Origin of the sequence: Corynebacterium imitans, assembly GCF_000739455.1 — a bacterium.
GTDB classification, from domain to species: Bacteria; Actinomycetota; Actinomycetes; order Mycobacteriales; family Mycobacteriaceae; genus Corynebacterium; species Corynebacterium imitans.
Genome location: NZ_CP009211.1, coordinates 1,525,103 through 1,549,890 on the forward strand (window position 1 = coordinate 1,525,103; position 24,788 = coordinate 1,549,890).

Annotated in this window: 28 protein-coding genes; 14 read left to right on the forward strand and 14 right to left on the reverse strand. The window is 65.5% G+C overall.

Annotated features, from left to right (window positions below; translation table 11 throughout):
- The first annotated feature begins 5 nt into the window (after window positions 1-5).
- Together CIMIT_RS07155 and CIMIT_RS07160 are read left to right on the forward strand one after the other, a co-directional pair.
- A complete protein-coding gene (locus CIMIT_RS07155; RefSeq protein ID WP_038591028.1) occupies window positions 6-2,051 on the forward strand; it encodes a PTS fructose transporter subunit IIABC in 2,046 nt (681 codons plus the stop codon).
- Window positions 2,052-2,117: 66 nt separating this feature from the next.
- Entirely contained in the window at window positions 2,118-2,387 is a 270-nt protein-coding gene (locus CIMIT_RS07160; RefSeq protein WP_038591031.1) for an HPr family phosphocarrier protein, read from the forward strand.
- A gap of 74 nt (window positions 2,388-2,461) precedes the next feature.
- Here the strand turns inward: CIMIT_RS07160 and CIMIT_RS07165 are convergent, their stop codons facing one another.
- Window positions 2,462-3,739, reverse strand: a complete 1,278-nt coding sequence (locus CIMIT_RS07165) for a uracil-xanthine permease family protein (RefSeq protein ID WP_038591034.1) — start codon at window positions 3,737-3,739, stop codon at window positions 2,462-2,464.
- Window positions 3,740-3,789: 50 nt separating this feature from the next.
- A complete protein-coding gene (hflX, locus tag CIMIT_RS07170) occupies window positions 3,790-5,316 on the reverse strand; it encodes a GTPase HflX (protein ID WP_051904867.1) in 1,527 nt (508 codons plus the stop codon).
- Window positions 5,317-5,438: 122 nt separating this feature from the next.
- On the opposite strand from hflX, the gene CIMIT_RS07175 reads away from it, so the two are divergent.
- Together CIMIT_RS07175 and CIMIT_RS07180 are read left to right on the forward strand one after the other, a co-directional pair.
- Window positions 5,439-6,212 carry a hypothetical protein gene (locus tag CIMIT_RS07175; RefSeq protein ID WP_051904868.1) on the forward strand — a complete coding sequence of 258 codons (774 nt, stop codon included), beginning with the start codon at window positions 5,439-5,441 and terminating at the stop codon, window positions 6,210-6,212.
- Window positions 6,213-6,294: 82 nt separating this feature from the next.
- Window positions 6,295-6,810, forward strand: coding sequence for a hypothetical protein (locus CIMIT_RS07180; protein WP_051904869.1), 516 nt, complete (start codon window positions 6,295-6,297; stop codon window positions 6,808-6,810).
- Between the two features lie 22 nt (window positions 6,811-6,832).
- On the opposite strand, the gene dapF is transcribed toward CIMIT_RS07180, so the two are convergent.
- The 3 genes from dapF to CIMIT_RS07195 are packed head-to-tail and all read right to left on the reverse strand — an operon-like array spanning window position 6,833 to window position 9,194.
- The gene (gene dapF / locus CIMIT_RS07185; RefSeq protein ID WP_038591037.1) at window positions 6,833-7,651 is read right to left on the reverse strand and encodes a diaminopimelate epimerase; all 819 of its coding nucleotides are present in this window, start codon (window positions 7,649-7,651) and stop codon (window positions 6,833-6,835) included.
- Window positions 7,648-8,571 (reverse strand): tRNA (adenosine(37)-N6)-dimethylallyltransferase MiaA, encoded by a 924-nt coding sequence (gene miaA / locus CIMIT_RS07190; RefSeq protein WP_038594421.1) that lies wholly within the window; start codon window positions 8,569-8,571, stop codon window positions 7,648-7,650. The genes dapF and miaA overlap by 4 nt, the downstream gene beginning before the upstream one ends.
- A gap of 11 nt (window positions 8,572-8,582) precedes the next feature.
- Window positions 8,583-9,194, reverse strand: coding sequence for a hypothetical protein (locus CIMIT_RS07195; protein ID WP_231910277.1), 612 nt, complete (start codon window positions 9,192-9,194; stop codon window positions 8,583-8,585).
- Between the two features lie 309 nt (window positions 9,195-9,503).
- Between CIMIT_RS07195 and CIMIT_RS07200 the strand changes: the two genes are divergently transcribed.
- Together CIMIT_RS07200 and CIMIT_RS07205 are read left to right on the forward strand one after the other, a co-directional pair.
- Window positions 9,504-10,835 carry a DUF349 domain-containing protein gene (locus tag CIMIT_RS07200; RefSeq protein ID WP_038594424.1) on the forward strand — a complete coding sequence of 444 codons (1,332 nt, stop codon included), beginning with the start codon at window positions 9,504-9,506 and terminating at the stop codon, window positions 10,833-10,835.
- On the forward strand, window positions 10,835-11,923 hold the full coding sequence (locus CIMIT_RS07205; RefSeq protein WP_038591043.1) for a GNAT family N-acetyltransferase: 1,089 nt from the start codon (window positions 10,835-10,837) through the stop codon (window positions 11,921-11,923). Before CIMIT_RS07200 ends, CIMIT_RS07205 begins: the two co-directional genes overlap by 1 nt.
- Window positions 11,924-11,929: 6 nt before the next feature.
- On the opposite strand, the gene CIMIT_RS07210 is transcribed toward CIMIT_RS07205, so the two are convergent.
- Together CIMIT_RS07210 and miaB are read right to left on the reverse strand one after the other, a co-directional pair.
- Window positions 11,930-12,550, reverse strand: coding sequence for an Rv2732c family membrane protein (locus CIMIT_RS07210; protein ID WP_038591046.1), 621 nt, complete (start codon window positions 12,548-12,550; stop codon window positions 11,930-11,932).
- Window positions 12,551-12,567: 17 nt separating this feature from the next.
- Window positions 12,568-14,118 carry a tRNA (N6-isopentenyl adenosine(37)-C2)-methylthiotransferase MiaB gene (gene miaB, locus CIMIT_RS07215; protein WP_051904870.1) on the reverse strand — a complete coding sequence of 517 codons (1,551 nt, stop codon included), beginning with the start codon at window positions 14,116-14,118 and terminating at the stop codon, window positions 12,568-12,570.
- A gap of 193 nt (window positions 14,119-14,311) precedes the next feature.
- On the opposite strand from miaB, the gene gluA reads away from it, so the two are divergent.
- The 4 genes from gluA to CIMIT_RS07235 all read left to right on the forward strand — a co-directional run bounded on the left by gluA (window position 14,312) and on the right by CIMIT_RS07235 (window position 17,664).
- Window positions 14,312-15,040, forward strand: coding sequence for a glutamate ABC transporter ATP-binding protein GluA (gluA, locus tag CIMIT_RS07220; protein WP_169713229.1), 729 nt, complete (start codon window positions 14,312-14,314; stop codon window positions 15,038-15,040).
- A gap of 50 nt (window positions 15,041-15,090) precedes the next feature.
- Window positions 15,091-15,969 carry a glutamate ABC transporter substrate-binding protein gene (locus CIMIT_RS07225; RefSeq protein WP_038591052.1) on the forward strand — a complete coding sequence of 293 codons (879 nt, stop codon included), beginning with the start codon at window positions 15,091-15,093 and terminating at the stop codon, window positions 15,967-15,969.
- A gap of 70 nt (window positions 15,970-16,039) precedes the next feature.
- Entirely contained in the window at window positions 16,040-16,726 is a 687-nt protein-coding gene (gene gluC, locus CIMIT_RS07230) for a glutamate ABC transporter permease GluC (protein ID WP_038591055.1), read from the forward strand.
- Window positions 16,726-17,664 (forward strand): amino acid ABC transporter permease, encoded by a 939-nt coding sequence (locus CIMIT_RS07235; RefSeq protein ID WP_038591060.1) that lies wholly within the window; start codon window positions 16,726-16,728, stop codon window positions 17,662-17,664. Before gluC ends, CIMIT_RS07235 begins: the two co-directional genes overlap by 1 nt.
- Here CIMIT_RS07235 and recX read toward each other — a convergent pair.
- From recX to CIMIT_RS07250, 3 genes are all read right to left on the reverse strand, one after another.
- Entirely contained in the window at window positions 17,661-18,260 is a 600-nt protein-coding gene (gene recX, locus CIMIT_RS07240; protein ID WP_038591064.1) for a recombination regulator RecX, read from the reverse strand. The genes CIMIT_RS07235 and recX overlap by 4 nt on opposite strands.
- The gene (gene recA, locus CIMIT_RS07245) at window positions 18,260-19,384 is read right to left on the reverse strand and encodes a recombinase RecA (RefSeq protein WP_038591069.1); all 1,125 of its coding nucleotides are present in this window, start codon (window positions 19,382-19,384) and stop codon (window positions 18,260-18,262) included. Before recA ends, recX begins: the two co-directional genes overlap by 1 nt.
- Window positions 19,385-19,618: 234 nt before the next feature.
- Complete coding sequence (locus tag CIMIT_RS07250) at window positions 19,619-19,834, reverse strand: DUF3046 domain-containing protein (RefSeq protein ID WP_038591072.1); 216 nt, start codon at window positions 19,832-19,834, stop codon at window positions 19,619-19,621.
- An 89-nt stretch (window positions 19,835-19,923) separates the two neighbouring features.
- Between CIMIT_RS07250 and CIMIT_RS07255 the strand changes: the two genes are divergently transcribed.
- From CIMIT_RS07255 to CIMIT_RS07265, 3 genes are read left to right on the forward strand one after another with little or no spacing between them, the layout of a single operon-like run.
- A complete protein-coding gene (locus CIMIT_RS07255) occupies window positions 19,924-20,526 on the forward strand; it encodes a biotin transporter BioY (RefSeq protein WP_084674300.1) in 603 nt (200 codons plus the stop codon).
- Window position 20,527: 1 nt separating this feature from the next.
- Window positions 20,528-21,217 carry an energy-coupling factor ABC transporter ATP-binding protein gene (locus tag CIMIT_RS07260; RefSeq protein WP_038591077.1) on the forward strand — a complete coding sequence of 230 codons (690 nt, stop codon included), beginning with the start codon at window positions 20,528-20,530 and terminating at the stop codon, window positions 21,215-21,217.
- A complete protein-coding gene (locus CIMIT_RS07265; protein WP_038591080.1) occupies window positions 21,214-21,828 on the forward strand; it encodes an energy-coupling factor transporter transmembrane component T family protein in 615 nt (204 codons plus the stop codon). Before CIMIT_RS07260 ends, CIMIT_RS07265 begins: the two co-directional genes overlap by 4 nt.
- 262 nt (window positions 21,829-22,090) lie before the next feature.
- Here CIMIT_RS07265 and CIMIT_RS07270 read toward each other — a convergent pair whose 3' ends face one another.
- From CIMIT_RS07270 to pgsA, 4 genes are all read right to left on the reverse strand, one after another.
- Entirely contained in the window at window positions 22,091-22,939 is an 849-nt protein-coding gene (locus CIMIT_RS07270) for a PspA/IM30 family protein (RefSeq protein WP_038591083.1), read from the reverse strand.
- Window positions 22,940-23,011: 72 nt separating this feature from the next.
- Window positions 23,012-23,359 carry a helix-turn-helix domain-containing protein gene (locus CIMIT_RS07275; protein ID WP_407919530.1) on the reverse strand — a complete coding sequence of 116 codons (348 nt, stop codon included), beginning with the start codon at window positions 23,357-23,359 and terminating at the stop codon, window positions 23,012-23,014.
- Between the two features lie 49 nt (window positions 23,360-23,408).
- Window positions 23,409-23,918 (reverse strand): CinA family protein, encoded by a 510-nt coding sequence (locus tag CIMIT_RS07280; protein ID WP_051904871.1) that lies wholly within the window; start codon window positions 23,916-23,918, stop codon window positions 23,409-23,411.
- Window positions 23,908-24,447: a CDP-diacylglycerol--glycerol-3-phosphate 3-phosphatidyltransferase gene (gene pgsA / locus CIMIT_RS07285; protein WP_084674416.1), complete on the reverse strand. Its 540-nt coding sequence runs from the start codon at window positions 24,445-24,447 to the stop codon at window positions 23,908-23,910. The genes CIMIT_RS07280 and pgsA overlap by 11 nt, the downstream gene beginning before the upstream one ends.
- A 46-nt stretch (window positions 24,448-24,493) precedes the next feature.
- Here pgsA and CIMIT_RS07290 point away from each other — a divergent pair, with 46 nt between their 5' ends.
- Window positions 24,494-24,787 (forward strand): YciI family protein, encoded by a 294-nt coding sequence (locus tag CIMIT_RS07290; protein ID WP_038591094.1) that lies wholly within the window; start codon window positions 24,494-24,496, stop codon window positions 24,785-24,787.
- The last annotated feature ends 1 nt before the right edge of the window (window position 24,788 follow it).

The following is a 24,788-nucleotide window of genomic DNA, read 5'->3' on the forward strand; positions in this document are numbered from 1 at the left end:
ACACTATGAACGCACCACTGATTACGCCTGACCTGGTCAGGCTTGATGTTGATTTCGGTGGCCAGCCGAGTGAGGTCATTGGGCACCTCGCCAAGCTGATGGCCGCCGCCGGGCGCGCAACTGACGCCGCGGAGGTCGCGGCTGCGGCGACCGCTCGTGAAGAAAAGGCCGGCACCGGCGTCAACGGCCGGGTTGCCATTCCGCACTGCCGCGTCGCTGCGGTCAACGAGCCGACGCTCGCGTTTGCCCGCCTATCCGCGCCCGTGGACTTCTCTGGCCCCGACGGCGACGCCGAGCTGGTCTTCCTTATTGCCGCCCCGGAGTCCGGCGGCAAGGCTCACCTGAAGATTCTGTCGAAGCTCGCCCGCGCGCTCGTCCGGGGCGATTTCGTGGAGACGTTGCGCGCAGCCACGACGGAGCAAGAGATTGTCGACGCCGTGCTTGAGGTGGTCAACGCCGAGCCGAAGAAAAAGAAGGCGACCCCTGCTGCGCCAGCGGCAAGTGCCGAGAAGAAGCCCGAGGTTATCCGGATTGCGGCGGTGACCTCGTGTGCCACGGGTATCGCGCACACCTACATGGCTGCCGACGCACTCACCCAGGCCGCGCAGAAGCGCGACAACGTCGAGCTCATCGTCGAGCCCCAGGGCTCCTCGGGCGGCGACCCGCTTGAGCAGTCCTTCATCGACAGCGCCGACGCGGTCATCTTCGCCCACGACGTCGCCGTCCGCGACAAGGGTCGTTTCGCGGGCAAGCCGGTCGTCGACACCCCCGTCAAACGCGGGGTGAACAGCCCGGACGCGCTCATCGACGAGGCCATCGCCGCCGCGAAGGACCCCAACGCCAAGCGCGTCGAGGCCACCTCCGAATCGGCTGGCGAGGATTCCGCCGCCGCCAGTGACGGCCAGCCCTGGCCGAAGCGCCTGCAGCAGGCGATCATGACCGGCGTGTCCTACATGGTCCCGTTCGTCGCCGCCGGCGGCCTCCTGCTCGCACTCGGCTTCCTTATCGGCGGCTACGACATGGCCAACGCCTGGGAGGCGCTCGTGCTCCAGCACTCGCCCACCAACCTGCCGGGCCATGAAGTGCTTGTCGACGGCACCGCCATGACCTTCGAACGCTCCGGTTGGGCCCTCTACCTCGGTGCCGTGCTCTTCGCCACCGGGCAGATGGGCATGAACTTCGTCGTTGCCGCGCTCTCCGGCTATATCGGCTACGGTCTGGCTGGCCGCCCCGGTATCGCCCCGGGCTTCATCGGTGGCGCAATCTCCGTCATGGTCGGCGCGGGCTTCATCGGTGGCTTGGTCACCGGTCTGCTCGCCGGTGTCATTGCCTACTGGATCCAAACCTGGCGCGTGCCTCGCTGGCTGGGCTCGCTTATGCCGGTGGTCATCATCCCACTGTTGACCTCGCTGGTCGTCGGCCTGATCATGTTCCTCCTGCTGGGTCGCCCGCTCGAGTCGCTCATGCTGGGCTTGACCGATTGGCTGGAGTCCATGAGCGGCTCTTCGGCGATCCTGCTGGGCATCATCATCGGCCTGATGATGTGCTTCGACCTGGGTGGCCCCGTCAACAAGGCTGCGTACCTCTTCGGTACCGCCGGTCTGTCGGCTGGCACGGATGCAAGCTTCGAAATCATGGCCGCCGTCATGATCGCCGGCATGGTTCCGCCGATCGCGCTGTCCATTGCCACCTTCCTGCGCAAGCAGCTGTTCACCCCGGCTGAGCAGGAAAACGGCAAGTCTGCGTGGCTGCTCGGCCTGTCGTTTGTCTCCGAAGGCGCGATCCCCTTTGCCGCGGCTGACCCCTTCCGTGTCATCCCGGCGATGATGCTCGGCGGCGCAACCGCAGGTGCGGTCTCCATGGGCCTGGGCGTTGGGTGCCAGGCACCGCACGGCGGTATCTTCGTCATCTTCGCCTACGAGCCGTGGTGGGGCATGTTCATCGCCCTGGCTGCGGGCGTGGCGGTAGCCACCGTGGCCGTGATTGCCATCAAGCAGTTCTGGCCGAACGAAGAAATTCAGAAGGCCGCCGCGGCAACGGTGGCGGCCTAAGCAGTGGCGGCCTAAGCACACGCGCGCCTAGACTGGCACGTAACACCAAAAGAAAGGATTCTCACTATGGCTTCTAAGACTGTCAAGGTCGGCTCCACGGTTGGGCTGCACGCCCGCCCCGCAACCATCATCGCCGATGCGGCCGGCGAGTTCGACGACGAGATCATCCTCACCCTCGTCGGCGGCGACGAGGACGATGAGACGGATGCCGCGTCCTCGCTGATGATTATGGCGATGGGCGCAGAGTTCGGCGACGAGGTCACCGTCGAGTCCGAGAACGCAGCCGCGGTGGACAAGATCGCCGCGCTGATCGAGCAGAACCTCGACGAGGAGTAAAAGCCTTCGCTTAAAAGCACGCTTCAAGCCCCCGGCACCGTGATCTTGGTGCCGGGGGCTTGCAGCGTTGGGACCTAGCGGTACTGCCCCTCCCCGATCGTCTCGTACGCCCACCGCATGAGCGGGTAGAGCACGATGATGCCAACGGAACCAATCGCGATGCCCTCCAGAGTGACCTGGCCAACCGTAAAGGACAGGTTGCCGATACCCACGATGAGCGCCACTGCGGCCGCAGTGAGGTTAACCGGGTTTGTGAAGTCGACCTGGTTGTCTTGCCAGATGCGCACGCCCAGCATGCCGATGAGGCCGTAGAGCACCAGGCATGCCCCGCCGAGCACGCCGGCCGGGATGGTGAAGATCACTGCGCCAAACTTCGGGACAAAGGCCAGTGCGATAGCGAACAACGAGGCGACCCAATAGGCAGCAGTCGAGTAGACCTTGGTCGCGGCCATGACGCCGATATTCTCGGCGTACGTGGTCGTGCCGGAGCCGCCGAAGGTACCGGCAAGGGTGGTGGCGATGCCGTCGCCAATCAGTGCCTTGCCCTGCAGCGGGTCGAGGTCGCGGTGCGTCATCTCGGAGACGGCTTTGACGTGGCCGACGTTTTCCGCGATCAGCACCACCAGTACCGGCAGCGTGACCAGGATGGCGGAGAGGTGGAATTCGGGGCTGTGGAACTCCGGCAGGCCGACCCAGGGGGCCGCGCCGATGGTGGAAAGCGCGTCGTCGGAAAGCCCGCCCGTCGCAGCTGCAAAGGCCCAGCCGACCACGACGCCGATGAGGATGCTCAGGCGCGAGGCCATGCCGCGCGTGGCGACGGTGACCAGCACGATCGTGGCCAGGGTGACGCCAGCGACCGCCGGTTGGGTCTCCACGTTGCTCACCGCGGTAGGCGCGAGGTTGAAGCCGATGAGCGCCACGATCGCGCCCGTGACGGCCGGGGGCATCACCGCGTCGATGACGCGCTTGCCGGCCACATGCACCACCACGCCGACCAGGATGAGCAGCACACCCGTGGCGAGCACGCCGCCCAGCTGCGCGCCGATGCCATACTGCTGCGAGGCGGAAAGCGGAGCGATGAAGGCGAACGACGAGCCCAGGTAGCTGGGCAGCCGATTGCGGGTGATCAGGAGGAAGATGATCGTGCCGAGCCCGGAAAACAGCAGCGTCGTGTTGACCGGGAACCCGGTCAGCGTCGGCACAAGCAGTGTTGCGCCGAACATGGCGACGACGTGCTGCATGCCGATGCCGACGGTACGCGACCAGCTCAAACGTTCATCGGGTGCGACGACGGCACCGGGTTTCACGGTGCGGCCGTCGCCATGGAGGGACCAACCAAGTGTCTGTTTCACACCTGGGAGTCTAAGGCGCGCACCCAGGTGTCACCCAATTCCGCGCGGGGCTACTTTGCGACGACGAACTCGGCGTACTGCTCGGCGAGCACGTGCGGCAGGCGGACGTCGATACGCGTGCCGTCTTCCTCGTACGCCTCGCTGCGCACGGTGCCGGCCTCGTGGATGTGGGAGACGACATCGCCGCGAGTGTAGGGCACGAGCATCTCCACGTGCGCGTCAAGCGTGTTCAGGAACTGCTCGACCTTGCCCTCGAGTTCGGGGATGCCCTCGCCGGTCAGCGCGGAGACGAAGACAACGTCGCGGCCAGACTTGTCGAAAGCGTGGCGCAGCTCGGCGAGGACGAGCGGGTCGGCCTGGTCGATCTTGTTGACCACCACGATCTCCGGCGGGATCTCCTCGCCGGAATCGCGCGTGATCTCCGCGAGCACCTCGTTGACCGCCTCGATCTGCTTCAGCGGAAAGGGGTCGGAGCCATCCACCACGTGCAGCACGAGGTCGGCGTTGGTGACCTCCTCCAGGGTGGACTTGAACGCCTCGACCAGCTGGGTTGGCAGGTGGCGGACGAAACCGACGGTGTCGGTGAGGACGACCGTGCGGCCGTCGGCAAGCTGGGCGCGGCGCGTGGCTGGATCCAAGGTGGCAAAGAGCGCATCCTCGACGAGCACACCCGCGTCCGTCATCGCGTTGATCAGCGAGGACTTGCCCGCGTTGGTGTAGCCCGCGATGGCGATCTGCGGCGTGGTCGAGCGATTACGGCGGGCGCGCTTAACCTCGCGCACCGTCTTCATACCCTTGAGCTCGTGACGCAGTCGCGCCATGTCCGCGCGCAGCCTGCGGCGATCCGCCTCAATCCTGGTCTCACCGGGGCCGCGCAGGCCCACGCCGCCGTTGGAGCCGGCACGGCCACCGGCCTGGCGCGACAGGTTGCCGCCCCAACCGCGGGTACGCGAGAACAGGTACTCCATCTGCGCCAGCGACACCTGTGCCTTACCCTCGTTGCTCTTCGCGTGCTGGGCGAAGATGTCCAGGATGAGCATGGTGCGGTCAATCACCTTGACGCGCAGGGCCTCCTCCAGCGCCACAATCTGGGAGGGGGAAAGCTCGCCGTCGAAGACAACGGTGTCCGCCCCGGAGGCCTCGACGACGTCGCGCAGCTCGGAAACCTTGCCCGCGCCGATGTAGGTGCCGGGGTCGGGCTTGTCGCGCTTTTGGTAGAGCATGTCGATGACTTCCGCCCCGGCGGTCTCGGTCAAAGCCTCCAGCTCGCGCATGTTTGCTTCCATCTCCGCGGTGGTGCCCTCCAGCCACGCGCCGACCAGGATGACCTGCTCGAGGCGCAGCTTGCGGTACTCAACCTCGTAGGCTTCTTCGGCCTCGTCGGTGCGGATCTCGGTGCGCTGGCCCACGCGCCGCAGCGCGTTGCGCGCCTCGAGGTCGAGGGAGCCTGTAGTTGGTTCGCCCGAACCTTCTCGTGGGGGCTGTGGCGCGTTGTGGCGAAAAGCCTCCGCCAGCAGCGCGTCGTGCGCAGCTTCCTGTGGGTCGTGCTCGGGATGGGTATTTACAGTTGAGGTCATTGAGTCCTTTGTTCTCACCAGCATGCTTTCTCGCTATCTTACGTGCTTTGTCCAGCCGCCGGGTGCTTCCTATCTCGCTTCGCGTTTCCGCCCTGCCGCCGCCACGGGCTAGGCTGTGGCCTATGACCGAATCTTTAGACACGCACTCTGACACGCACGCTGATCTGGCCGCCATCGGCCTTGGCTTTGCCAAGTGGCAGGACGCAGTCGAGCGGGCTATCGCCACCGAGCACCTTGCGGTCACCGGTGAGGTCCGCGGCGGGCAGCTGATCCAGTACAGCGATCCGTCCGGCGCGCAGCTCAACATTCTTGCGGTGGAGCCTTTCGCCACCTTCGCTGGCTTTGACTCGGTCACGCGCGCGTACGCGCACATCACGCCACTTAACGACGTGGTGTCTTTGGCCGATATCGTCGATCCGCACGGTAACACCATTACCTCGGCCACCGTCAACTTGGCGCAGGGCCCGCTCGTTGTGGAAGAGGCGACCCTGCAGTGGCAGGAGCTGGGTTTGACCGCCCTGGTGCTCGCGCACGAGCGTTACGCCTCCACGGAGTCCTTCTTGGCCAACAACCCCGGTGCCACACTCGGTGCGGTAGTCTCCCCCGGTGCGGAGGCCGTCGCAAATGGCGCAGCAACCGCGCCTGATGCTGCAGCCGAGTTCTCCGCCCGCGTGCTGGACGCCGAGTACCGCACCTCTGAGCTGACCGGCCAGCGCTTCATCCACGCCACCGTCGACGGGGCGTTCCCCTTCGACATCTGCTTGCCCGACGGCGAGCTGCCGGAGCGCGATTCCGTCATCGCGGGCAGCGCCGTGCTCACCGGTGCTATCCCGACCCCGGGCGCGGGCGGCGGCTGCGGCGGTTGCGGCGGTTCCTGCGGCTGCGGTGGGCACTAGGCCTGCCACATCGATAGGAGATTCGCGCTACCATGGCGCGAAATCGACGGTCGGTACGTTTTCAGGAGGTGACGATGCAGCGATGGATCCCTCGCGGAAAGACTTGCTCCAAGCGCTCTACGGGGCGCTTGTCCTTGCGCTAGCGATCCTGCTGGTGGTCTTCTTCCGGCTGCCTGGCCTGATCATCGCGATTCTGCTGGTGGTGTTTGGCGTTGCCGTCCACCGCCGCTACAACACCAATCCGGAGGTCGCCTCGCTGAAGGCCTCGCTGCGCATCGCCCGGGACGACATGGCGGAGATCCTGCAAAACTACGAGGACCTCCAGCACGGCACCTCCACCCAGGCTGTCGCCGACCGCACACTCAACTACCCCGCCCTGGCCAACGGCGACATCTCCCATCACGCGATTAGCGAGTTTTTGCTGCGCAGCTCGTCAGCGCGACGTTTCATCGCCCGTATCGACGGCTACCTCGAGTCCCCCGACATCGACCGCTACCAATTGGAGCGGCTCATCGCTGTCGCGGACGAACGCGCTTTGGAACTCGCCGAATCCTGGGACGACGCCCGGCGCGCCGCACGCCAGATCGGGCCTGCTTAGTCAGTCGGGCACTGATCGAGCACTAGTCGAGCTCAGCCGCGAGCTGACCGCGCGCCACAATACGCGAGGGCCCGGTCATGACGGCGGCGCCGTCCTCGGCGAGTTCAATTTCTACCTCGCCGCCCGGCACGCGGACGGTCACGCTGCCGGATTCCTTACCGCTGGCGCGCAGTGCCGCGGTACCTGCGGCGACCGTGCCGGTCCCGCACGAGCGGGTCTCGCCCACGCCGCGCTCCCACACGCGCATTGCGCAGGCTCCGTCGTGGGCGGCGGTGAGGATCTCCACGTTGACCCCGTTGGGGAAGACCTCCGGGTCGAAGGTCGGGGCGGAAAGCTCCATTTCTGAAAGCGCCTCCGCGGTCAACCCCGGTACCACGGCGGCGAGGTGCGGGTTGCCCACGTCGACGGCAATGCCGTCGTACGTAGTCTCCCCTATCTTCGCCCAGGACTCGCCGAAGACGTTGACCTGGCCCATCCCGACGCGGACGCGGGCGTGGACTTCGTCCGCGTGCTCGACGGTGATGTGCTTGATCCCGGCGCGGGTGTGCACGTCGAACTCGTCGGCGTCTTCGAGTCCCTCGGCCTTGAGCACGTGGGAGAAGGCACGGATGCCGTTGCCGCACATCTCGGCGATGGAGCCGTCGGCGTTGCGGTAGTCCATAAACCACGTGCCGTCGGTACGCACCACCCGCAGCAGCCCGTCGCCGCCAATACCGGCGCGGCGATCGCAGAGCCAGGCCACCTGCGCAGGTGTGAGCTCGAGCTGATCGTCGACGTCGATAAGCACGACGAAGTCGTTTTCCGTGGCGTGGGCCTTGATGAAGTGCAGCGGGGATGTCATGCCTGCGAGTCTATCGCGGGCGCATCCAGCACCGCCAAGGCCTGCTCGAGTGTGTTGCCTGCGGCGGCGTCGAGCCAGGAAATGCGGTGGTCGCGGTTGAACCAGGAGCGCTGGCGGCGCACGTAGCGACGCGTGCCGGTAATGGTTTTCTCCTCGGCCTCCTCGCGCGTGAGCGTGCCCGCGAGCATGTCGAGCACTTGGGCGTAGCCGATGGCGCGGCCCGCAGTGGAGTTGCGGGAAAGCCCCTTACCCACCAGCGACTCGACCTCCTCGATGAGCCCGAGTGCAAACATGCGCTCAGCGCGCAGCGCGATGCGCGGGTTGAGCCACTCCGCATTGGTGCGCAGCCCCAAGATGCGCGTGCCCCAGCGCGGGGGCGCATCCTTCGGCGGCTGGGAGGCCTGGAAGGGCTTTCCGGTGAGCTCGATGACTTCGAGCGCGCGGACAGTGCGGCGAGGGTCCTTGTCCTCGATAATGCGCGCAGCCGCAGGATCGACGGCTGCGAGCTCTGCGTGCAGCGCGTCGGTCCCGATTTCCTGCCTGCGGTCCTCGTACTTCTGGCGGACGGCGGGGTCGGTGGGCGGGAACGTCCAGGCGTCGAGAAGCGACTGAGCGTACAGCATCGAGCCGCCGACGAGGATGGGGACCTTGCCCCGCGCCATGAGCATTTCCACCGTGTCGACGGCGAGCGCCTGGTACTCGGCGACAGACGCGGTTTTGGTCACCGGCCAGATGTCGAGCAGGTGGTGCGTGATCCCGCCGCGCTCATCTAGGGCGAGCTTGGCGGTGCCGATGTCCATGCCCTGATACAGCTGCATGGAGTCGACGTTGACCACCTCGCCGCCCAGGCGTTGGGCGAGCGCGATGCCCAGGTCGGACTTGCCGGAGGCCGTCGGCCCCACGACTGCGATCGGGCGGATTTCATGTGTACTCACGAGCACACCTCCCACACACCGACGTAGCGGCCCACGCCCAAGGAGTCGTCGGCGCAGTACAGCTCGCGACGGTGCGCCTCTACATTGGCCAGCTCCTCCCACAGGCGCGGTGCAAACACGCCGAGGGACTCCAGCTGGCCAGGCAACTCGGCTTTCCCCGCGACGAAGTCCTGCAGCTGGGCGTGCAGCTCGGGCGCGCCGGGTACGAGCGCGAGCGGGGCGCGGGCGGTCAGCCCCGCGGAGCCGTCCACCACCACGACGGTGAGCACCTCCGGGGCCGGGGTGCCGATGTGCTCGCGGACCTCGCGCACCTGTACCTCGAGCGGAGCCAGCGCGTAGCGGGCGACGAGCTCGGGGAGGTAGTTGCCGGCACCTGGCTGTACCTGCGGTGCGCCCCAGGCCGCAAAGGAGCCGGTATGGGCGGTATAGTCGTGCTGCTCGAGCGGGCAGACGATATCGACGGCGCGGGCCTCTGTGTCCTCTAACGTATCGCGCGCGGCGCTGCGGATGCACTCCAGCACCCGCCGCGAGGGCTCATGCGCGGGCGCGAGCGCGTCCACGAGGGCCGGCGAGCCGGGCATCAGCAGAATAGAGGCGCGAGTATTCACGCACTCCACTCTAGTGGCCCGGTCGCGTGGCCTTTCTCGCTGGCCCCCGCGAGTTGGCTGGTTTTCGGCGCACTTCCTGCCTGCCCCCTGTAGAGTCTGTTGCAGCACCCGCCGTGCGTTACGGGCCGTATTCCACTTCGGCCCCGGCGCATGCGCTGGGTGGCACCGGCAGCCGCGTCGCGCGGCACTTTGAACGTAGGGAAAGGACCTGCAATGACCACCTCGGACCAGACACCGGAGAACACGCCCCAGGCGGACGCGAAGCCGCAGGCAAGGCCCACACCGGGCGCGAAGCCCTCGCCGGCCGCAATGCCGCACCGCGCGCCGAAGCCGGGACCGCTGCTCGGTGCGCGCCCGAGTTCGGCGAACCCGCAGTCCACTACCCCGTCCCCGGTGCCCCACCCGGCACCTGTCGCCCCCGCATCTGACCCGTCCAAGTTCGGCCGGATTGACGAGCACGGCGCGGTCTTTGTCACCCGCGGCGGCACGGAGCGCCAGATCGGCTCCTGGCAGGCTGGCACCCCGGAAGAGGGCCTGGCCCACTACGGGCAGCGCTTCGACGACCTGGTCACAGAGGTCGAGTTAATCGAGTCCCGCCTTGCCGCCCACCCGAACGACGCGGCCCAGCTGCGCCAGCGCGCCGAGGAGCTCAAGGCCTCGCTGGATGAGCAGGCCGTCATCGGCGACCTCGACGCGGTCGACGCACGCCTGGATGTGGTCATCGCCGCCTCTGATGTCGCGGGGAAGCAGGCCAAGGAGGCCAAGGAGAAGCGCCGCGCCGACGCCATTGCCCGCAAGGAAGCGCTTGCAGCCGAGGCCGAGGATCTGGCCGAGAACTCTACTGAGTGGAAAGCGGCGGGCGATAGGATCCGCGCCATCTTGGAGGAGTGGCGCACCATCCGCGGCATCGATCACAAGACGGACGACCAGCTGTGGAAGCGCTACTCGCGCGCCCGCGACGCTTTCAACCGCCGCCGCGGCTCCCACTTCGCCGAGCTCGACCGCAACCGCGCCGCCGCCAAGCGCGCGAAGGAGGAGCTGGTGGTTCGCGCCGAGGCGCTGCAGGACTCCACGGACTGGAACGAGACCGCGCGTGCCTACCGCGACCTGATGAAGGAGTGGAAGGCCGCCGGCCGCGCCCCGCGCGAGGCCGATGACAAGCTGTGGGCGAAGTTCCGCGCCGCCCAGGACAAATTCTTCGGTGCCCGCGACGCGGTTAACGCCGAGCGCGACCGCGAGTTCGCCGCGAACGCCGAGGCCAAGGACGCGCTCATTGCGCAGTACGAGCCTTTGATCGACCCGGCCAAGGGCCTGGGTGGCGCGAAGGCGAAACTGCGCGAGCTGCAGGACAAGTGGGACGAGATCGGCTACGTGCCGCGCGGTAAGGTGCGCGAGTACGAGGACAAGATTGGCGCGCTCGAGCAGCGCGTCGCCGAGGCCGAGGAATCCCGCTGGCGTAAGGCGGATCCGGCGGCGCAGGCTACCGCGAACCAGTTCCAGGTCAAGGCAGACGACTTGAAGAAGCAGGCAGAAGCCGCCGAAGCCGCAGGCAAGGCCGACAAGGCCGCGGAACTGCGCGAGCAGGCAGCCCAGTGGCAGGAGTTCGCCGACGTGGCGACCAAGGCGGTCAACGACAACTAGTGCTGCACCCGCAACTTTTCGTACTTCGCCCCGGAACGGACGAGCTTACGGAGGCCGTGACCGGAGCGTACGCCTTTTCCGCCACCCTGGCCATCCAGGACATCACCGGCCTTGCCACCTCCGGGGTCAGCGCTTCACACGTGCGCACCCGTCTGGTGCCGTCTGCGGAATCCGCCGCCTACCTCTTCGCGCTCACCGAGGCCCGCGCGCCGCGCCCCGTCACCGAACTCGGCTACCCGGAGCTGTACGCCTTGGACCTCGACCACGTGGCCGCATGGGTCTTCGTTTCACTGCCGCTGCTGGAGGACCGTGGAGTAATCGAGGCGAACATCACCCTCGATGCGGCCATCGCGCCGCTGCCCGGCGAGCCAATTCCGCCCGCACCGTGGGAAGCAGCTCTCAAGCTTCTCGACGCCCTGTCGTCCCACTTCGCACGCCCAACCTGCCACATCTGGGTCCCTCATGCCCCGGGCGAGCACACCCCGCCGGCGCTGCAGGATTTTGGCTACACGGCCGCTTTCAGAGAGGACCAGGCCACCTTCCCGATCGCACGCCGCACCGCGCTGCCGGATGCCACCCGCTACCCCGCCGACACCTTCGAGGTCGTCGAAGGCCCTGGCTTCAACTCCGCGCGCCCTGGTATCCCGGGCGAGGTGGAGCAGTTCGCTCACCTGTTAACCTCCGCCTCGCAGGGCTACCCGCGCGGCGAGCTAGAGCTCGACACGATCGAGTGGGACCTCACACGCATCGTCGAAGCGGGGCAACGCCTTGGCAACCGGGGCGGGCACCAGCTCACCGGCCTGGCCTACGTCGACGGGCAAATCGTCGGGCTGTGCGAGCTCGTGCGCTACAGCGCCGACGATAAAAAGGTCTGCGAGCTCGGGCTGATCTATGTGCTCCCCGAGCACCGCGAAAAGGGCCTTGCTGCGGGCATGATCCGCGCAACGCTCACGCGCGCACACCAGGTGTGGGAGGACCTAGAAACGGTGTACTGCTCCTACCCCGCTGATTCCGCGGCGGCGGGAGCTCTCCTTGCAGCCCTTGGTGCCGAGTGCGTCTCTTCGACGACCGCCTGGCACAAGCGCTGATGCACGCTAGTCGCGCTTACTGCCTTTCCGGTGGCGTTCGGCGGCGCGGGCGCGGCGATCGTCGATAAGCAGCGGGTTGCCCTGCTCCCTGGTCGCAGCGCGCTGCGCGAGCGCCACCTCGTCCTTGCCTTGGATCTCCCTGCGCTGCTCGGCGACGGCAGCCTGCTCCTCGTTGCGTGACAGGATCAGCGGGAAGATGGTAAACACCACAACCACAACGGCGAGGATGGCCAGGTAGTAACCAGGGCCGCGGCCAATACCTGAACCGCTCGAATTACGCAGCCAGATCCCCAGCACGGAGAACACCAGCGAGACCGTGGTGACCATCCATGCGGGCACGGTGACAGCGAAGCGCTGCGTCAGCACTGCAAGCGTGGTCAGGATGCCGACGCCGATGAAGGAAATCCACGCGAAGAGGTACTCGGTGAGCGCGGTCTGCGCAGCCTTCGCCGCCTCAGTCGCGGCAAGCACCTGCCAGAGAGAGGCACCGCCTGCAAACGGCAGGAACACCGCCACCAGGTAAAGCGCCGCTGCGGCTGCGAGTACCCATCGCTTCGTGCCCATGACCACGGAAGAGGCGGCTTCCTTTTCCGCGCGGGCAAGCGTCTCGGTGTTGAGCTTCGTCATGTCGCCCAACTGTAGCGCTAACCGCCGCAGCAGGCGGAATCCGGAGCCTCTGCCGCTGGCTGACCGATCGTCGGCAGGCCGAGCCCGACGCCCACCGGTGCGGTCGTCGGCACCTCTCCTGCGGCCGAGTTGTCGCCCGCCTTGGTGCGGCGGTGCGCGAGCACCCCGTCGTCAGCGATGAGAAAGTGCGGCTTGGAATCGGTGATGCGCACGTGCACAACGTCGCCGGGCCGGATCTCACCGTCGAGGTTGCCCTCTGGGGTGAAGTGGACGAGGCGGCCGTCTCGGGCTCGGCCGGACATGCGGTGGGTTTGGTCGTTCTTCCGCCCACCCTCGGCTTGTACGAGCAGCTCCTGCTCGGTGCCGACGAGCTTCGCGTTTTCTTCGGCGCTGATGCGTTCTTGCAGCGCGACGAGGCGCTCGAAGCGCTCCTGAACAACCTCCTTGGGCACCTGGTTATCCATCTCTGCAGCCGGGGTACCGGGCCGCGGCGAGTACTGGAAGGTAAACGCGGAGGTAAAGCGCGCCTTTTCCACCACGTCGAGGGTGTCCTGGAAGTCCTGCTCCGTCTCGCCGGGGAAGCCGACAATGATATCGGTCGTCAGCGAGGCGTGCGGCAGTTTTTCGCGCACCTCGTCCAAGATGCCGAGGAACTTCTTCGTGCGATACGAGCGGCGCATGTCTTTAAGCACCTTGTCGGAGCCCGACTGCAGCGGCATGTGCAGCTGCGGGCACACGTTCGGGGTCTCGGCCATCGCGTCAATCACATCGGAGGTAAATTCCGCCGGGTGCGGGGAGGTAAAGCGCACCCGCTCCAGGCCCTCGATCTCACCGCAGGCGCGCAGGAGCTTGGAAAAGGCCGAGCGGTCGCGCTCTAAGTCCTCATCCACAAAATTGACTCCGTAGGAGTTGACGTTCTGGCCTAGCAGCGTGATCTCCGAGACGCCCTGGTCCACCAGCGCCTGCACTTCGGCCAGGATGTCGCCCGGTCGGCGGTCCACCTCCTTGCCGCGCAGACTCGGCACGATGCAGAAGGTGCACGTGTTATTGCAGCCCACCGAGACCGAGACCCAGCCCGCGTACGAGGACTCGCGCTTGGCCGGCAGCACAGACGGGAACACCTCGAGCGACTCGACGATCTCCACCTGCGCCTCCTCCTCCACGCGCGCACGGTCGAGCAGCGCGGGCAGGGCGGACAGGTTGTGCGTGCCAAAGACAGCATCCACCCACGGGGCCTTTTCCAGCACCGTGTCGCGGTCCTTTTGCGCCAGGCAGCCGCCGACGGCGATCTGCATGCCCGGGTGCTGCTCCTTGGTCTTCTTCAGCTGGCCGAGCGTGCCGTAGAGGCGCTTGTCGGCGTTTTCCCGCACCGCGCAGGTGTTAAAGACCACCAGGTCCGCTTCCGCATCTGTGCCCGCGGCAACGTAGCCGGCCTCCTCCAGCATGCCGGAGAGGCGCTCGGAGTCGTGCACGTTCATCTGACACCCGAAGGTGCGCACCTCGTAGGTACGCGGGTGCGCGGGTGCTTCTGCCAGGTCCGTGGTGTGGGAAAAGTTCTGCTGCGTCACGGCGAACAGTCTATCCCCGCGTGCGAAATCCACCCAACCGTCGGCGCGTGCGCGGCGGCCAGGGTCCGGTCAGCAAAGATTGCGGCAGCGTTACCCACAGTTTGGGGGAAATTTACACAAACTTTTACAATCAGGTGGCATAGGTCACGTTTTTGGAGTACCAGTTAGACCTATGACACAGGAAACTGAACCCATGATTCGCATGGAAGGCGTGCAGAAGTACTTCGGTGACTTCCATGCCTTGACAGACATCAACCTGACCGTGCCCAAAGGCGAGGTCGTGGTCGTGCTCGGGCCGTCCGGCTCTGGCAAGTCCACCCTGTGTCGCACGATCAACCGCCTCGAAACCATCGAGGAGGGCACGATCCACATCGACGGCAAGCTTTTGCCCGCCGAGGGCAAGGAGCTGGCAAAACTGCGCGCCGACGTCGGTATGGTGTTCCAGCAGTTCAACCTGTTTCCGCACCTGACCATCCGCGACAACGTCACGCTTGGCCCGATGAAGGTACGCAAGATGAGCAAGGCCGATGCGCAGAAGCGCGCGGCGGAGCTGCTCGATCGCGTCGGCATCGGCAACCAGGCAGACAAGTACCCCGCACAGCTCTCCGGCGGCCAGCAGCAGCGCGTCGCCATCGCGCGTGCGCTCGCCATGGAGCCGAAGGTCATGCTTTTCGACGAGCCGACGTCCGCCCTCGACCCCGAAATGGTCGGAGAAGTCCTCGATGTGATGGGTGAGCTCGCCGCAACCGGCATGACGATGGTGGTAGTTACCCACGAGATGGGCTTCGCCCGCAAGGTAGCCGACCGCATCCTGTTTATGGCCGACGGCGAGATCGTGGAGGACACCGACCCGGAGTCCTTCTTCACCAACCCCCAGTCAGGTCGCGCGAAAGACTTTCTGGCAAAGATCCTCTCGCACTAACCAGACCACATCCCTTATCCCTACCCCTTTATCTTGCAAGGAGACCACTCATGAACCGCGCACTTCGCACCCTGACCACCACCGCCGTCGCCGCGCTGGCGGCCACTACCCTGGTTGCCTGCGGCGGCTCGGAAGGCGAAGCCTCCGGCGACGGCCTGCTCGCACAGATCGAGGCCGGCAGCGTCACCCTCGGCACCAAGTACGATCAGCCAGGCCTCGGCCTGCGCGAGGCCGACGGCACCATGTCGGGCCTCGACGTGGAGGTGCTGACCTACGTGGTCAACTCCATCGCAGACGAAAACGGCTGGGAACACCCGGAGATCACCTGGCGCGAGACCCCGTCCGCCCAGCGCGAGACCCTCATCCAGAACGGTGAGGTCGCCGCCATCGGCGCGACCTACACCATCAACGAGTCCCGCTCCGAAGCCGTCAGCTTCGGCGGCCCGTACCTGCTCACCCACCAGGGTCTGCTGGTTCGCAGCGATGCCAACGACATTGCGGGCCTCGAAGACCTGGATGGCCGCATCCTCTGCTCCGTGACCGGTTCCACCCCGGCACAGAAGGTCAAGGATGCCCTGCCGGGTGTCCAGCTCCAGGAGTACGACACCTACTCCTCCTGCGTCGAGGCACTGCGCAACGGCAACGTTGACGCCCTGACCACGGACGCCACCATCCTCGGCGGCTACGCAGCCCAGTCCCCGGGCGACTTCGAGGTCGTCGAGCTGGAGAAGGACGGCGAGCCGTTCACCAACGAGAACTACGGCATCGGCGTGCAGAAGGACGACACCGCCGCAGTCGACGCGATCAACAAGGCGCTCGAGGCGATGTACTCCGACGGTTCTTTCCAGAACTTCGTCGACGAGAACCTCGAGGGCGGCGTTGGCGTCAACGAGGCAACCCCGGGCGACCTCTCCTTCCTCGAGAGCTAGTTCAGCCCACCCACCCCGCGCGCGTATCGACGGGGCGTCGATATGCGCGCACAGCTTGTAGGAGTACTCCATGGACGCCTTATGGGCCGACCTTTTACCGAATCTCTGGCCGGCGTTTTTCACCACGATCAAGCTGACCGTCTACTCGGCGATCGGCGCAATGATCCTCGGCACGATTCTGACCGCAATGCGGGTCTCGCCCGTCGGCATCCTGCGCGGGCTCGCCACCACCTACATTGAGACGGTGCGTAACACCCCACTGACCCTGGTGATCCTGTTTTGCTCCTTCGGGCTGTACCAAAACCTCGGGCTGACGCTGGCCAGCCGGGATTCATCAACGTTTATCGTCGACCAGAACTTCCGGCTCGCCGTGCTCGGCTTCATCCTCTACACCAGCTGCTTCGTGGCGGAATCGCTGCGCAGTGGTATCAACACCGTCCACTTCGGGCAGGCAGAAGCCGCGCGTTCTCTGGGCTTGAGCTTCGGGCAGATCTTCTCCGTGATCATCTTCCCGCAGGCCGTGCGCGCCGCGATCGTGCCGCTGGGCAATACCCTGATCGCGCTGACGAAGAACACCACGATCGCGTCCGTGATCGGCGTCGCTGAGGCCTCGCTGCTGATGAAGTCCACGATCGAGTTCCACGCGAACCAGCTGTTTGTCATCTTCGGCGTGTTCGCCGCCGGATTCCTCATCCTCACCCTGCCGATGGGCCTTGCCCTCGGCTGGCTGTCTGACCGATTGGCGGTGAAGCGCTAATGTCCGTCCGCGCAACAGTCCTTTACGACGCACCGGGACCAAAGGCCATCCGGCGCAACCGTATCTACACCGTGCTGACAGTTCTCGCACTGGCCGCCGTGGCCTGGTGGGTGCTTTCCACGCTGGCCGACAACGGCCAGCTCACCGCCGCGAAGTGGACGCCGTTCATCCAAGGCAACACCTGGACGACCTACATCATCCCGGGCCTGCTCGGCACCCTGAAAGCGGCAGCACTGTCGATCCTCTTCGCCATCGTCTTCGGCGTGATCTTCGGCCTCGGGCGCCTCGCCGAGTCAAAACTCGTCCGCTGGCTCTGCGGCGTGATCATCGAGTTCTTCCGCGCGATCCCCGTGCTGATGCTCATGATCTTCCTCTACCAATTCTTCGCGGTATTCAAGATCGTGCCGCCTAAGGGCCTCGCCTTCTGGGCCGTGGTAATTGCACTGACGCTCTACAACGGTGCCGTCATCGCCGAGATCCTCCGCGCGGGCATCAAGTCCCTGCCCAAGGGCCAGACTGAAGCAGCCCAGGCGCTCGGCCTGTCGCACTGGCAGACCATGTGGCAGATCCTTTTGCCCCAGTCCGTCGCCGCCATGCTGCCTGCGCTGATCTCCCAGATGGTCATCGCGCTTAAGGACTCGGCGTTGGGCTACCAGATCGGCTACGTCGAAGTGGTCCGCTCCGGTACCCAGGTGGCGTCTGCCAACCAGAACTACATCCCTGCATTGATCGTGGTGGGCATCATCATGATCGCCATCAACTTCCTGCTCACCCGCCTGGCCTCCCGCGTGGAGCGCCAGCTGCGGGCAGGCCGCGCCCGCCGCAACCCGTTCGCGCTCGTTCCCGAGCAGGCCGACCAGGGCCTCGACACGAAGGACAACGTGAACGTGGACTGGCACGACCCGGACTACGTGCGGATTGATAACCCGGACCGCTAGCTGTCTTGCAGCTCCTCGAGCCTGGCGTCAAGCACCTCTCTGCCGATTGCCAGGGCCATGCCCTCGGGGAAGCCGCGACGCGCCATCGCCCCCACCACCCGGCGCAGCACCTTGTTGTACTCGCTGCGGTCCGCGGGCACGCGCTTGACCTGGCGAGCTTTCTTCTCAGCGACCTCGCGGGCGGTGTGTTCCTCGTCCTCTTCGCTGAGCTGCGCGAGCGCGTCGGCTCGGTCCGCGCGGCCCACGCCTTTCTGCACAAGCTCGCGGTCTAGCGCGCGAGAGGACTTGCCGCGACGCTTCGCGCGTTGACGAACCCACTCGTGGGCAAACGCGGCGTCGTTGATAAGCCGGTTGCGCTCAAGCTCGTCGAGCACTTCCTCGACCACCTGCGGTTCGAACTCCGCACGCACCAGGCGCTCGCGCAGCTCAGAGCGGGAGCGGGCGCGCTGGTCGAGGAGGCCGAGCGCACGCTTGCGCACCGGGGCGAGCGCCTCCTCACGGGTGCGGTCGAACAGCTCACTGGAGCCCTCGCCACGCGCGTACGCGGCAAGCGCTGCCTGCAGGCGCTCCAGTTTCTCCGGATCCGGCTGCGCCACTACTTCGCGTCCGCCGCGGCGGCCTCTTCATCGTCGAAGTCGATGTTTGGCACCATGTCCACCGGATCGTCCGACAGCTCGTCTTCGTCCTTCACGTTCGCGTACGCGCCAACGCCCAAGGCACGGAAGATCTTATCCTCGATTTCGTTGGCCAGATCCGGGTTGTCCTTGAGGAAGTTGCGGGCCTTCTCCTTACCCTGGCCGAGCTGGTCGCCCTCGTAGGTAAACCAGGAGCCGGACTTCTTCACGATGCCGTTGTCCACACCCAGGTCAATGATGGAGGACTCGCGCGAGATGCCTTCGCCGTACATGATGTCGAACTCGGCGATCTTGAACGGCGGCGACACCTTGTTCTTCACCACCTTCATCTTCGTGCGGTTACCAATGGAGTCCTGGCCGTCCTTCAACGTCTGAATACGGCGCACATCGCAGCGCACGGAGGCATAGAACTTCAGCGCCTTACCGCCCGTGGTGGTCTCCGGCGAGCCGAACATCACGCCGATCTTCTCACGCAGCTGGTTAATAAAGATGGCGGTCGTGCCCGAGTTGTACAGCGCACCGGTCATCTTGCGCAGCGCCTGCGACATCAGGCGCGCCTGCAGACCGACGTGCGAGTCGCCCATCTCGCCCTCGATCTCCGCCTTTGGCGTCAGGGCGGCGACGGAGTCAATCACAATGATGTCAATCGCACCGGAGCGTACCAGCATGTCCGCGATCTCCAGGGCCTGCTCACCGGTATCCGGCTGGGAGACCAGCAGGTTATCGGTGTCCACGCCGAGCTTCTTCGCGTAGTCCGGGTCAAGCGCGTGCTCCGCGTCAATAAACGCCGCGATGCCGCCAGCGCGCTGGGCAGACGCGATCGCATGCAGCGCCACAGTGGTCTTACCCGAAGACTCCGGGCCGTAGATCTCTACCACGCGGCCGCGCGGCCACCCACCGATGCCAAGCGCCACGTCGATCGCGGTATTACCGGAAGAGATGGACTGAATCGGCGGGCGGTTGTCATCGCCCAGGCGCATGATTGCACCCTTGCCAAAGTCCTTCTCAATCATCGCCATCGCGGCGTCGAGCGCATTTTGGCGATCATTGCCGCTCGCAGCGGCAGCCTTCTTCTTCGCAGCCATGTTGTTTGCTCCTTAAACCTTCGCTTCTTCTCAATGCTTCTTGCGGCAGGTATGCCACGTTCCCTTTATTAGACGCACCGACTATAGGGGGCGGTTCCCTTCACACCGCAAAGTTTTCTTCACCCGGCTTCCAAGGGGAACTACCGCACACAGTAGGACAGCGCGCGAACACTCTCAGAGCATACACGCATACATGTTCGACTCCACACGCGGCGCGCCGCACCAAGCGCCGGACTAGGTGCCCGGCCTATCGACACCGAGTCTGCGCTCATCGGGGACATCGAAGGCGTCGCAAAGCCGCGCCCAGGCCTCCTTCGGGTCGATCCCGTTTTCGATCATCTGGGCCGCGGTTTCGCCCTCCCCCGTGAGCACTTGCGATTGGATGATCCACCCGGCCCGATCGGAACCGAATTCGTCGTCCACCAACTGCCGGAACTCCGTCAAACGCATGCCGTCTAACCTACACGCCGCACCGAAACGCCGACACAAACCCGGCCCGTAGTGCGAAGGATTGAACACCATTCAGTAATGTCACTGCCATGAGTACGCAACCTTCCTCCAACGCAGCGCCAAGCAAGAAAGCAGGCGCCCGCTCCATCTCCCCAGTCGACATCGCTTATATCGCCGTCTTCGCCGCGATTATCTGTGTCCTCGGCTTCGTCTCTATCCCCGTTGGCGCAGCCGGCGTGCCCATCGTGCTGCAGAACGCTGCCGCGATCCTCGCGGGTCTCGTCCTCGGCGCACGCCGCGGCACCGCGTCCGTGGCGATCTTCCTCCTGGTCGGCCTCGCCCTGCCCGTGCTCGCTGGCGGGCGCACCACCATCTACGCGCTCGGCTCCCCGACGGTGGGCTACCTTGTCGGCTACCTCGTCTCCGCCGCCGTCGCCGGTGCGATCGCTTACGCTGGCCTGCGCGGCGGCAAAGGCACCCGCGTCGCGATGTTCATCCTCGCCGGCTACCTCGGCCTGTTCCTGCAGTACCTCTTCGGCGTGTTTGGCCTGATGTTCCGCGCCGACATGACTTTCGGTGCCGCATGGGCAGCTCAGGTGCCTTTCCTGCTGCCGGATGCGGGCAAGGTCGCGCTGATGATCGTCATCGCGCTCGCCGTCCACGCCGCCTTCCCGGACATGCGCCGTCGTTAAGATGCCCACCATCGAGTTCCGCGGTGCCACCGTCGCTTACGACGGCCGCACCGTGCTGGCCCCGCTCAACCTCACGCTCACGGAGCGCCGCATCGGCATCATCGGGTCAAACGGCTCCGGCAAATCGACCACGGTGCGCCTGATCAACGGGCTCATTGAGCCCACCGAGGGCGAAGTGCTTGTCGACGGCCTCTCACCGACCACCGACGGCAAAACCGTCCGCAAACGCGTCGGCTTCGTCTTCTCCGACGCCGAATCACAGATCGTCATGCCGCGCGTAGCCGACGACGTCGCCTTCTCCCTGCGCCGCTTCAAGCTGCCGCGCGCGGAAGTCCGCGCTCGTGTCGACGCGGTACTCGAGCGCTTCGGATTAGAAGACAAGGCAGAGAACTCCCCGCACACGCTCTCCGGCGGCGAAAAACAGCTGCTCGCGCTCGCCTCCGTACTGGTCATCGAGCCCGAGACGGTCATCGCCGACGAGCCGACCACGCTGCTCGACCTGCGCAACCGCCGCCGCATCATCCAGGAGCTCGGCGCACTAGATCAGCAGGTCATCGTGGTCACGCACGACCTCGACATGCTCGCGGGCTTCGATCGCGTCATCTGCATCGACGACAGCGAGCTCGTCTACGACGGCGCGCCCCAGGACGCCATCGCGTACTACACCGACCTGATGGACTCGAAGCCATGATCCGAGCACTTCCCCTAGGCGTCTACGTCGAAGGCGATACGATTCTCCACCGCGCAGGTCCGACGCAGAAATTCGTCGCGCTGGTGGTGTTCATTCTCGCCGTTACCCTGTTGCCCACGGTGCCGTGGCACTCGCTGGCTGCCCTCGGCGTGACGGTCGCGCTCTATGCGGTGGCGAAGATCCCGCCGAAGATCGCCTGGGACCAAGCACTCCCCGTGCTTCCGCTCCTGCTCTTCCTGGCCGCGTTTTTGTGGTGGCAAAACGGGCTGCAGTCCGCTGCAACGACGTTCTTCGCGCTGCTCGCCACTGTGGCCGCTGCGAACCTGCTCACGCTGACCACGCCCGTCGAGGCCCTACTCGACGCCCTTGACCGCAACCTCGCCCCGCTCGGACGATTCGGCGTGCCGGTGGAGACGATCAGCCTGACAATCGCCCTGACCATCCGGCTCATCCCGCTCATGCTCGCCACCGCGAACGAGGTACTCGACGCCCGCAAGGCTCGCGGTGCAGGATTCTCGCTTGCCGCCTTCGGTATCCCGCTCGTGATCCGCTCGGTGCGCCGCGCCCGCCTGATTGGCGAGGCGCTCATGGCGCGGGGCGCGGTGGACTAGCGGGGTTTTCGCCGGAAATGCTGCAGAAAGCGCAGGTAGCACTTCGATAGTGCCGAAATTTTCGACATTATCGAGCTCCGATCTGCGCTGTTTACCCCGCGGCCGAGCTACATGACGAACGCAGTGGCCGCAGATTGACGAAAATCTCGACATCTTCGTCGTGCTGGTTTCGTCATGTAGGCGAGCCAGGCGAACCACCCACCGAAACTGGCACGAAAAAGCGCCAGGGGAAGCCTCTCCCCTGGCGCTCTAACTCTTCTGCTTAGCTCTCGCCGCGAAGCTCGCGCATGCGCTGCGCCACCGCGTCGTCGCTCACGCTCGCGCCGGAAGCATCAGAAGCGCTGGAGCCAGCGTCAGCGGAACCCTCGATCGCCGGCTTCTGCCCGGAGGACAGCTCGCCCGCCATCTCTGCACGGATCTGCTCGAGACGGCCGTGGCCAGCCATCTGGATGCCTGCCTGCTCCACCTCGGCCATGCGCCCCTGGACGGAGTTCTGTGCCAGCTCCGCAGAGCCAAGCGCCTTGGCGTAGCGACGCTCGATCTTGTCGCGCACCTGATCCAGGTTCGGGCCCTGCGCCGTGATCGAGTTCATCGACTGCATGGTCTCGGAGACCTTTTCCTGCATCTTGGCCTGCTCCAGCTGGCTAAGCAGCTTGGAGCGCTGCGCGACCTGCTGCTGCAGGTGTGCGGCGTTGCGCTCGACGGCCTGCTTGGCCTGGGATGCTTGCTGCAGTGCCTGGTCGTGCAGCTGCTTGGTCTCCTCGATGCTCTCCTCGGCGGTGACCAGCTGAGCCGCGAACGCCTCCGCGGCGTTCTCGTACTCCTGGGCCTTCTGCGGGTCGTTGTTCGCGCGGGCCTTGTCCGCCAGCTGCAGTGCCTGCTTGGTGTTCGCCTGCAGCTTCTCCACCTCTTCGAGGCGGCGGTTCAGCTGCATCTCGATCTGGCGCTGGTTGCCAATGACGGCGGCGGCCTGCTGGGAAAGCTCCTGGTGCTGGCGCTGAGCCTCGCTGATTGCCTGCTCAATCTGCACCTTAGGATCAGCGTTCTCTTCGATCTTGTTGTCAAAGAGGGCCATCAGGTAGTTCCAGAACTTTGCAAATGGGTTAGCCATACGAGTTCAAAAGACCTTTCGTTTATGGGTCGATCACACTAAGTAGTCACTACTGTAGTGCGGCCGGTGCCATTACGCTTCCGCTGCCGCCGGAGAAGTGGTAGCCAATTCCTCCTGGATGGAATGCAGTGACATATTCGCCACCACTTCCATCAGCAGCTCAGCCACCGTCGTGTCCAGCGCGTTACAGATCGCGGCGAGCAGCTCCGAGGACACTTCCTTGCGGCCGCGTTCCAGCTCGGAAAGGTACCCGGAGGACACGCGTGCCTGCTTGGCCAGCTCGCGCAGCGTGACGTTCTTGTCGGCGCGGTAGGCACGCAGCGACATGCCGAGCGCTTCGCGCAGCAGCGGTTCGCGCCCGGGCACGCCTGAGTGCAGTGCGTCATCCACCGCGCCTGCGAGCGCGGCGGGGCGAGTCATCGGTGCTTCGTGTACGAGAGTTGTTGTTGCCATCACGAGTAATAACGGTCTAGGTCTCTGATTTGTTCCCATCGCGGGCAGAAAGATCTTCCCGCAGCGTATCTACAAGAATCCGTAGCGCAGCGTCCACAGCGGCGCTCCGGATCTCCTGGCGCGAACCCTGCAGCAGCGCACTGCCCCCAGCTGGCGCTGCAAAGCTGCGCGTAGGCGTCGCCACACCGATCCAGACTTCCCCGACTGGGTGCCCGTCCTGGGGGTCCGGTCCGGCCACACCGGTGAGCGACACCCCGTAGTCAGCGCGGCAGGCACGGCGCGCGCCCTCAGCCATGGCGCGCGCTGTTTCAGGGCTCACCGGCCCATACGCGGCGAGTACCTCGTGGGGCACCCCGGCGAGCGTCTCCTTGAGATCCGTCGCGTAGGTAACAAGCCCGCCGCGCAGTACCGCGGAGGCACCGGGCACACTCGCCACGGTGGCCGCAGCGAGTCCCGCGGTGAGTGACTCGCAGAAGGCGAGGGTGACACCCGCGCCCGTCGCTAAGCGAACAAGCTCACGCTCCATCGTTGGCCTTCCGTGCATCTACCAGGTACTGCACGCCGGTGATCACGGTGACGGCCACCGCAATCAGCATGACAATCAGCGTCGACATGTCCATCCAGCCGGGCAGCGGGCACAAGTACATGCCGACGCCAAGAGTTTGCAGCACGGTCTTGAGTTTGCCGCCCTTAGAGGCGGGCACGACCTGGCCTTGGCGCAGCATCCACATCCGCCAGAAAGTAATGCCCAGCTCGCGGACGATGATCACCACCGTGATCCACACCGGCAGCGGGCCGACGATATTCAGGGTGACCAGTGCGGTGATCATCAGCGCCTTGTCGGCGATGGGGTCGGCGATCTTGCCAAAGTCGGTCACGATGTTCCTGGCGCGGGCGATGTCCCCGTCCAGCTTGTCCGTGATCATGAGCGCCACAAACAGCCCGAACGCCCACCACCAGTGCTGCGCGAGCACGAGCCACGCAAACACCGGAATGAACAGGATGCGCAAAGAGGTCAGCGCGTTCGGCAGATTCCAATTGGACTGAGTGTTCACGCCCACCACCCTACCCACCTACTCGCCGTGGCCTAGACTGCCACCCATGAAGTATTTCGCATTTACCTATACCTACGGTGCCGACGCCGCGCTTGTCGACGCGACCCGTCCCGCCCACCGCGAGTTCATCTCCAGCCAGCTCTCGCTGGGCCGAATTGTCGGCTCCGGCCCCTACGCCGGCGGGGAGCAGGCACTGATCATCCTCCAGCTGCCGGATACCGCATCGGTGGCCGACGCGGAGGAGATCATGGACGCTGACCCCTACACGGTCGAAAGGGCGCTGGCCGGGCGTGAAGTCCACGAGTGGAACCCGGTCAGCAACATTTTCTCAGGCGACTAAG

Excerpts from the sequence above, each read along its gene's own strand:
- CIMIT_RS07155 (WP_038591028.1), top strand. The coding sequence starts at position 6 with ATGAACGCACCACTGATTACGCCTGACCTGGTCAGGCTTGATGTTGAT.
- CIMIT_RS07160 (WP_038591031.1), top strand. The coding sequence starts at position 2,118 with ATGGCTTCTAAGACTGTCAAGGTCGGCTCCACGGTTGGGCTGCACGCC.
- hflX (WP_051904867.1), bottom strand. The coding sequence starts at position 5,316 with ATGACCTCAACTGTAAATACCCATCCCGAGCACGACCCACAGGAAGCT.
- CIMIT_RS07175 (WP_051904868.1), top strand. The coding sequence starts at position 5,439 with ATGACCGAATCTTTAGACACGCACTCTGACACGCACGCTGATCTGGCC.
- CIMIT_RS07180 (WP_051904869.1), top strand. The coding sequence starts at position 6,295 with ATGGATCCCTCGCGGAAAGACTTGCTCCAAGCGCTCTACGGGGCGCTT.
- dapF (WP_038591037.1), bottom strand. The coding sequence starts at position 7,651 with ATGACATCCCCGCTGCACTTCATCAAGGCCCACGCCACGGAAAACGAC.
- CIMIT_RS07200 (WP_038594424.1), top strand. The coding sequence starts at position 9,504 with ATGCCGCACCGCGCGCCGAAGCCGGGACCGCTGCTCGGTGCGCGCCCG.
- CIMIT_RS07210 (WP_038591046.1), bottom strand. The coding sequence starts at position 12,550 with ATGACGAAGCTCAACACCGAGACGCTTGCCCGCGCGGAAAAGGAAGCC.
- gluA (WP_169713229.1), top strand. The coding sequence starts at position 14,312 with ATGATTCGCATGGAAGGCGTGCAGAAGTACTTCGGTGACTTCCATGCC.
- CIMIT_RS07225 (WP_038591052.1), top strand. The coding sequence starts at position 15,091 with ATGAACCGCGCACTTCGCACCCTGACCACCACCGCCGTCGCCGCGCTG.
- gluC (WP_038591055.1), top strand. The coding sequence starts at position 16,040 with ATGGACGCCTTATGGGCCGACCTTTTACCGAATCTCTGGCCGGCGTTT.
- CIMIT_RS07235 (WP_038591060.1), top strand. The coding sequence starts at position 16,726 with ATGTCCGTCCGCGCAACAGTCCTTTACGACGCACCGGGACCAAAGGCC.
- recA (WP_038591069.1), bottom strand. The coding sequence starts at position 19,384 with ATGGCTGCGAAGAAGAAGGCTGCCGCTGCGAGCGGCAATGATCGCCAA.
- CIMIT_RS07250 (WP_038591072.1), bottom strand. The coding sequence starts at position 19,834 with ATGCGTTTGACGGAGTTCCGGCAGTTGGTGGACGACGAATTCGGTTCC.
- CIMIT_RS07255 (WP_084674300.1), top strand. The coding sequence starts at position 19,924 with ATGAGTACGCAACCTTCCTCCAACGCAGCGCCAAGCAAGAAAGCAGGC.
- CIMIT_RS07260 (WP_038591077.1), top strand. The coding sequence starts at position 20,528 with ATGCCCACCATCGAGTTCCGCGGTGCCACCGTCGCTTACGACGGCCGC.
- CIMIT_RS07265 (WP_038591080.1), top strand. The coding sequence starts at position 21,214 with ATGATCCGAGCACTTCCCCTAGGCGTCTACGTCGAAGGCGATACGATT.
- CIMIT_RS07270 (WP_038591083.1), bottom strand. The coding sequence starts at position 22,939 with ATGGCTAACCCATTTGCAAAGTTCTGGAACTACCTGATGGCCCTCTTT.
- CIMIT_RS07275 (WP_407919530.1), bottom strand. The coding sequence starts at position 23,359 with ATGACTCGCCCCGCCGCGCTCGCAGGCGCGGTGGATGACGCACTGCAC.
- CIMIT_RS07280 (WP_051904871.1), bottom strand. The coding sequence starts at position 23,918 with ATGGAGCGTGAGCTTGTTCGCTTAGCGACGGGCGCGGGTGTCACCCTC.
- CIMIT_RS07290 (WP_038591094.1), top strand. The coding sequence starts at position 24,494 with ATGAAGTATTTCGCATTTACCTATACCTACGGTGCCGACGCCGCGCTT.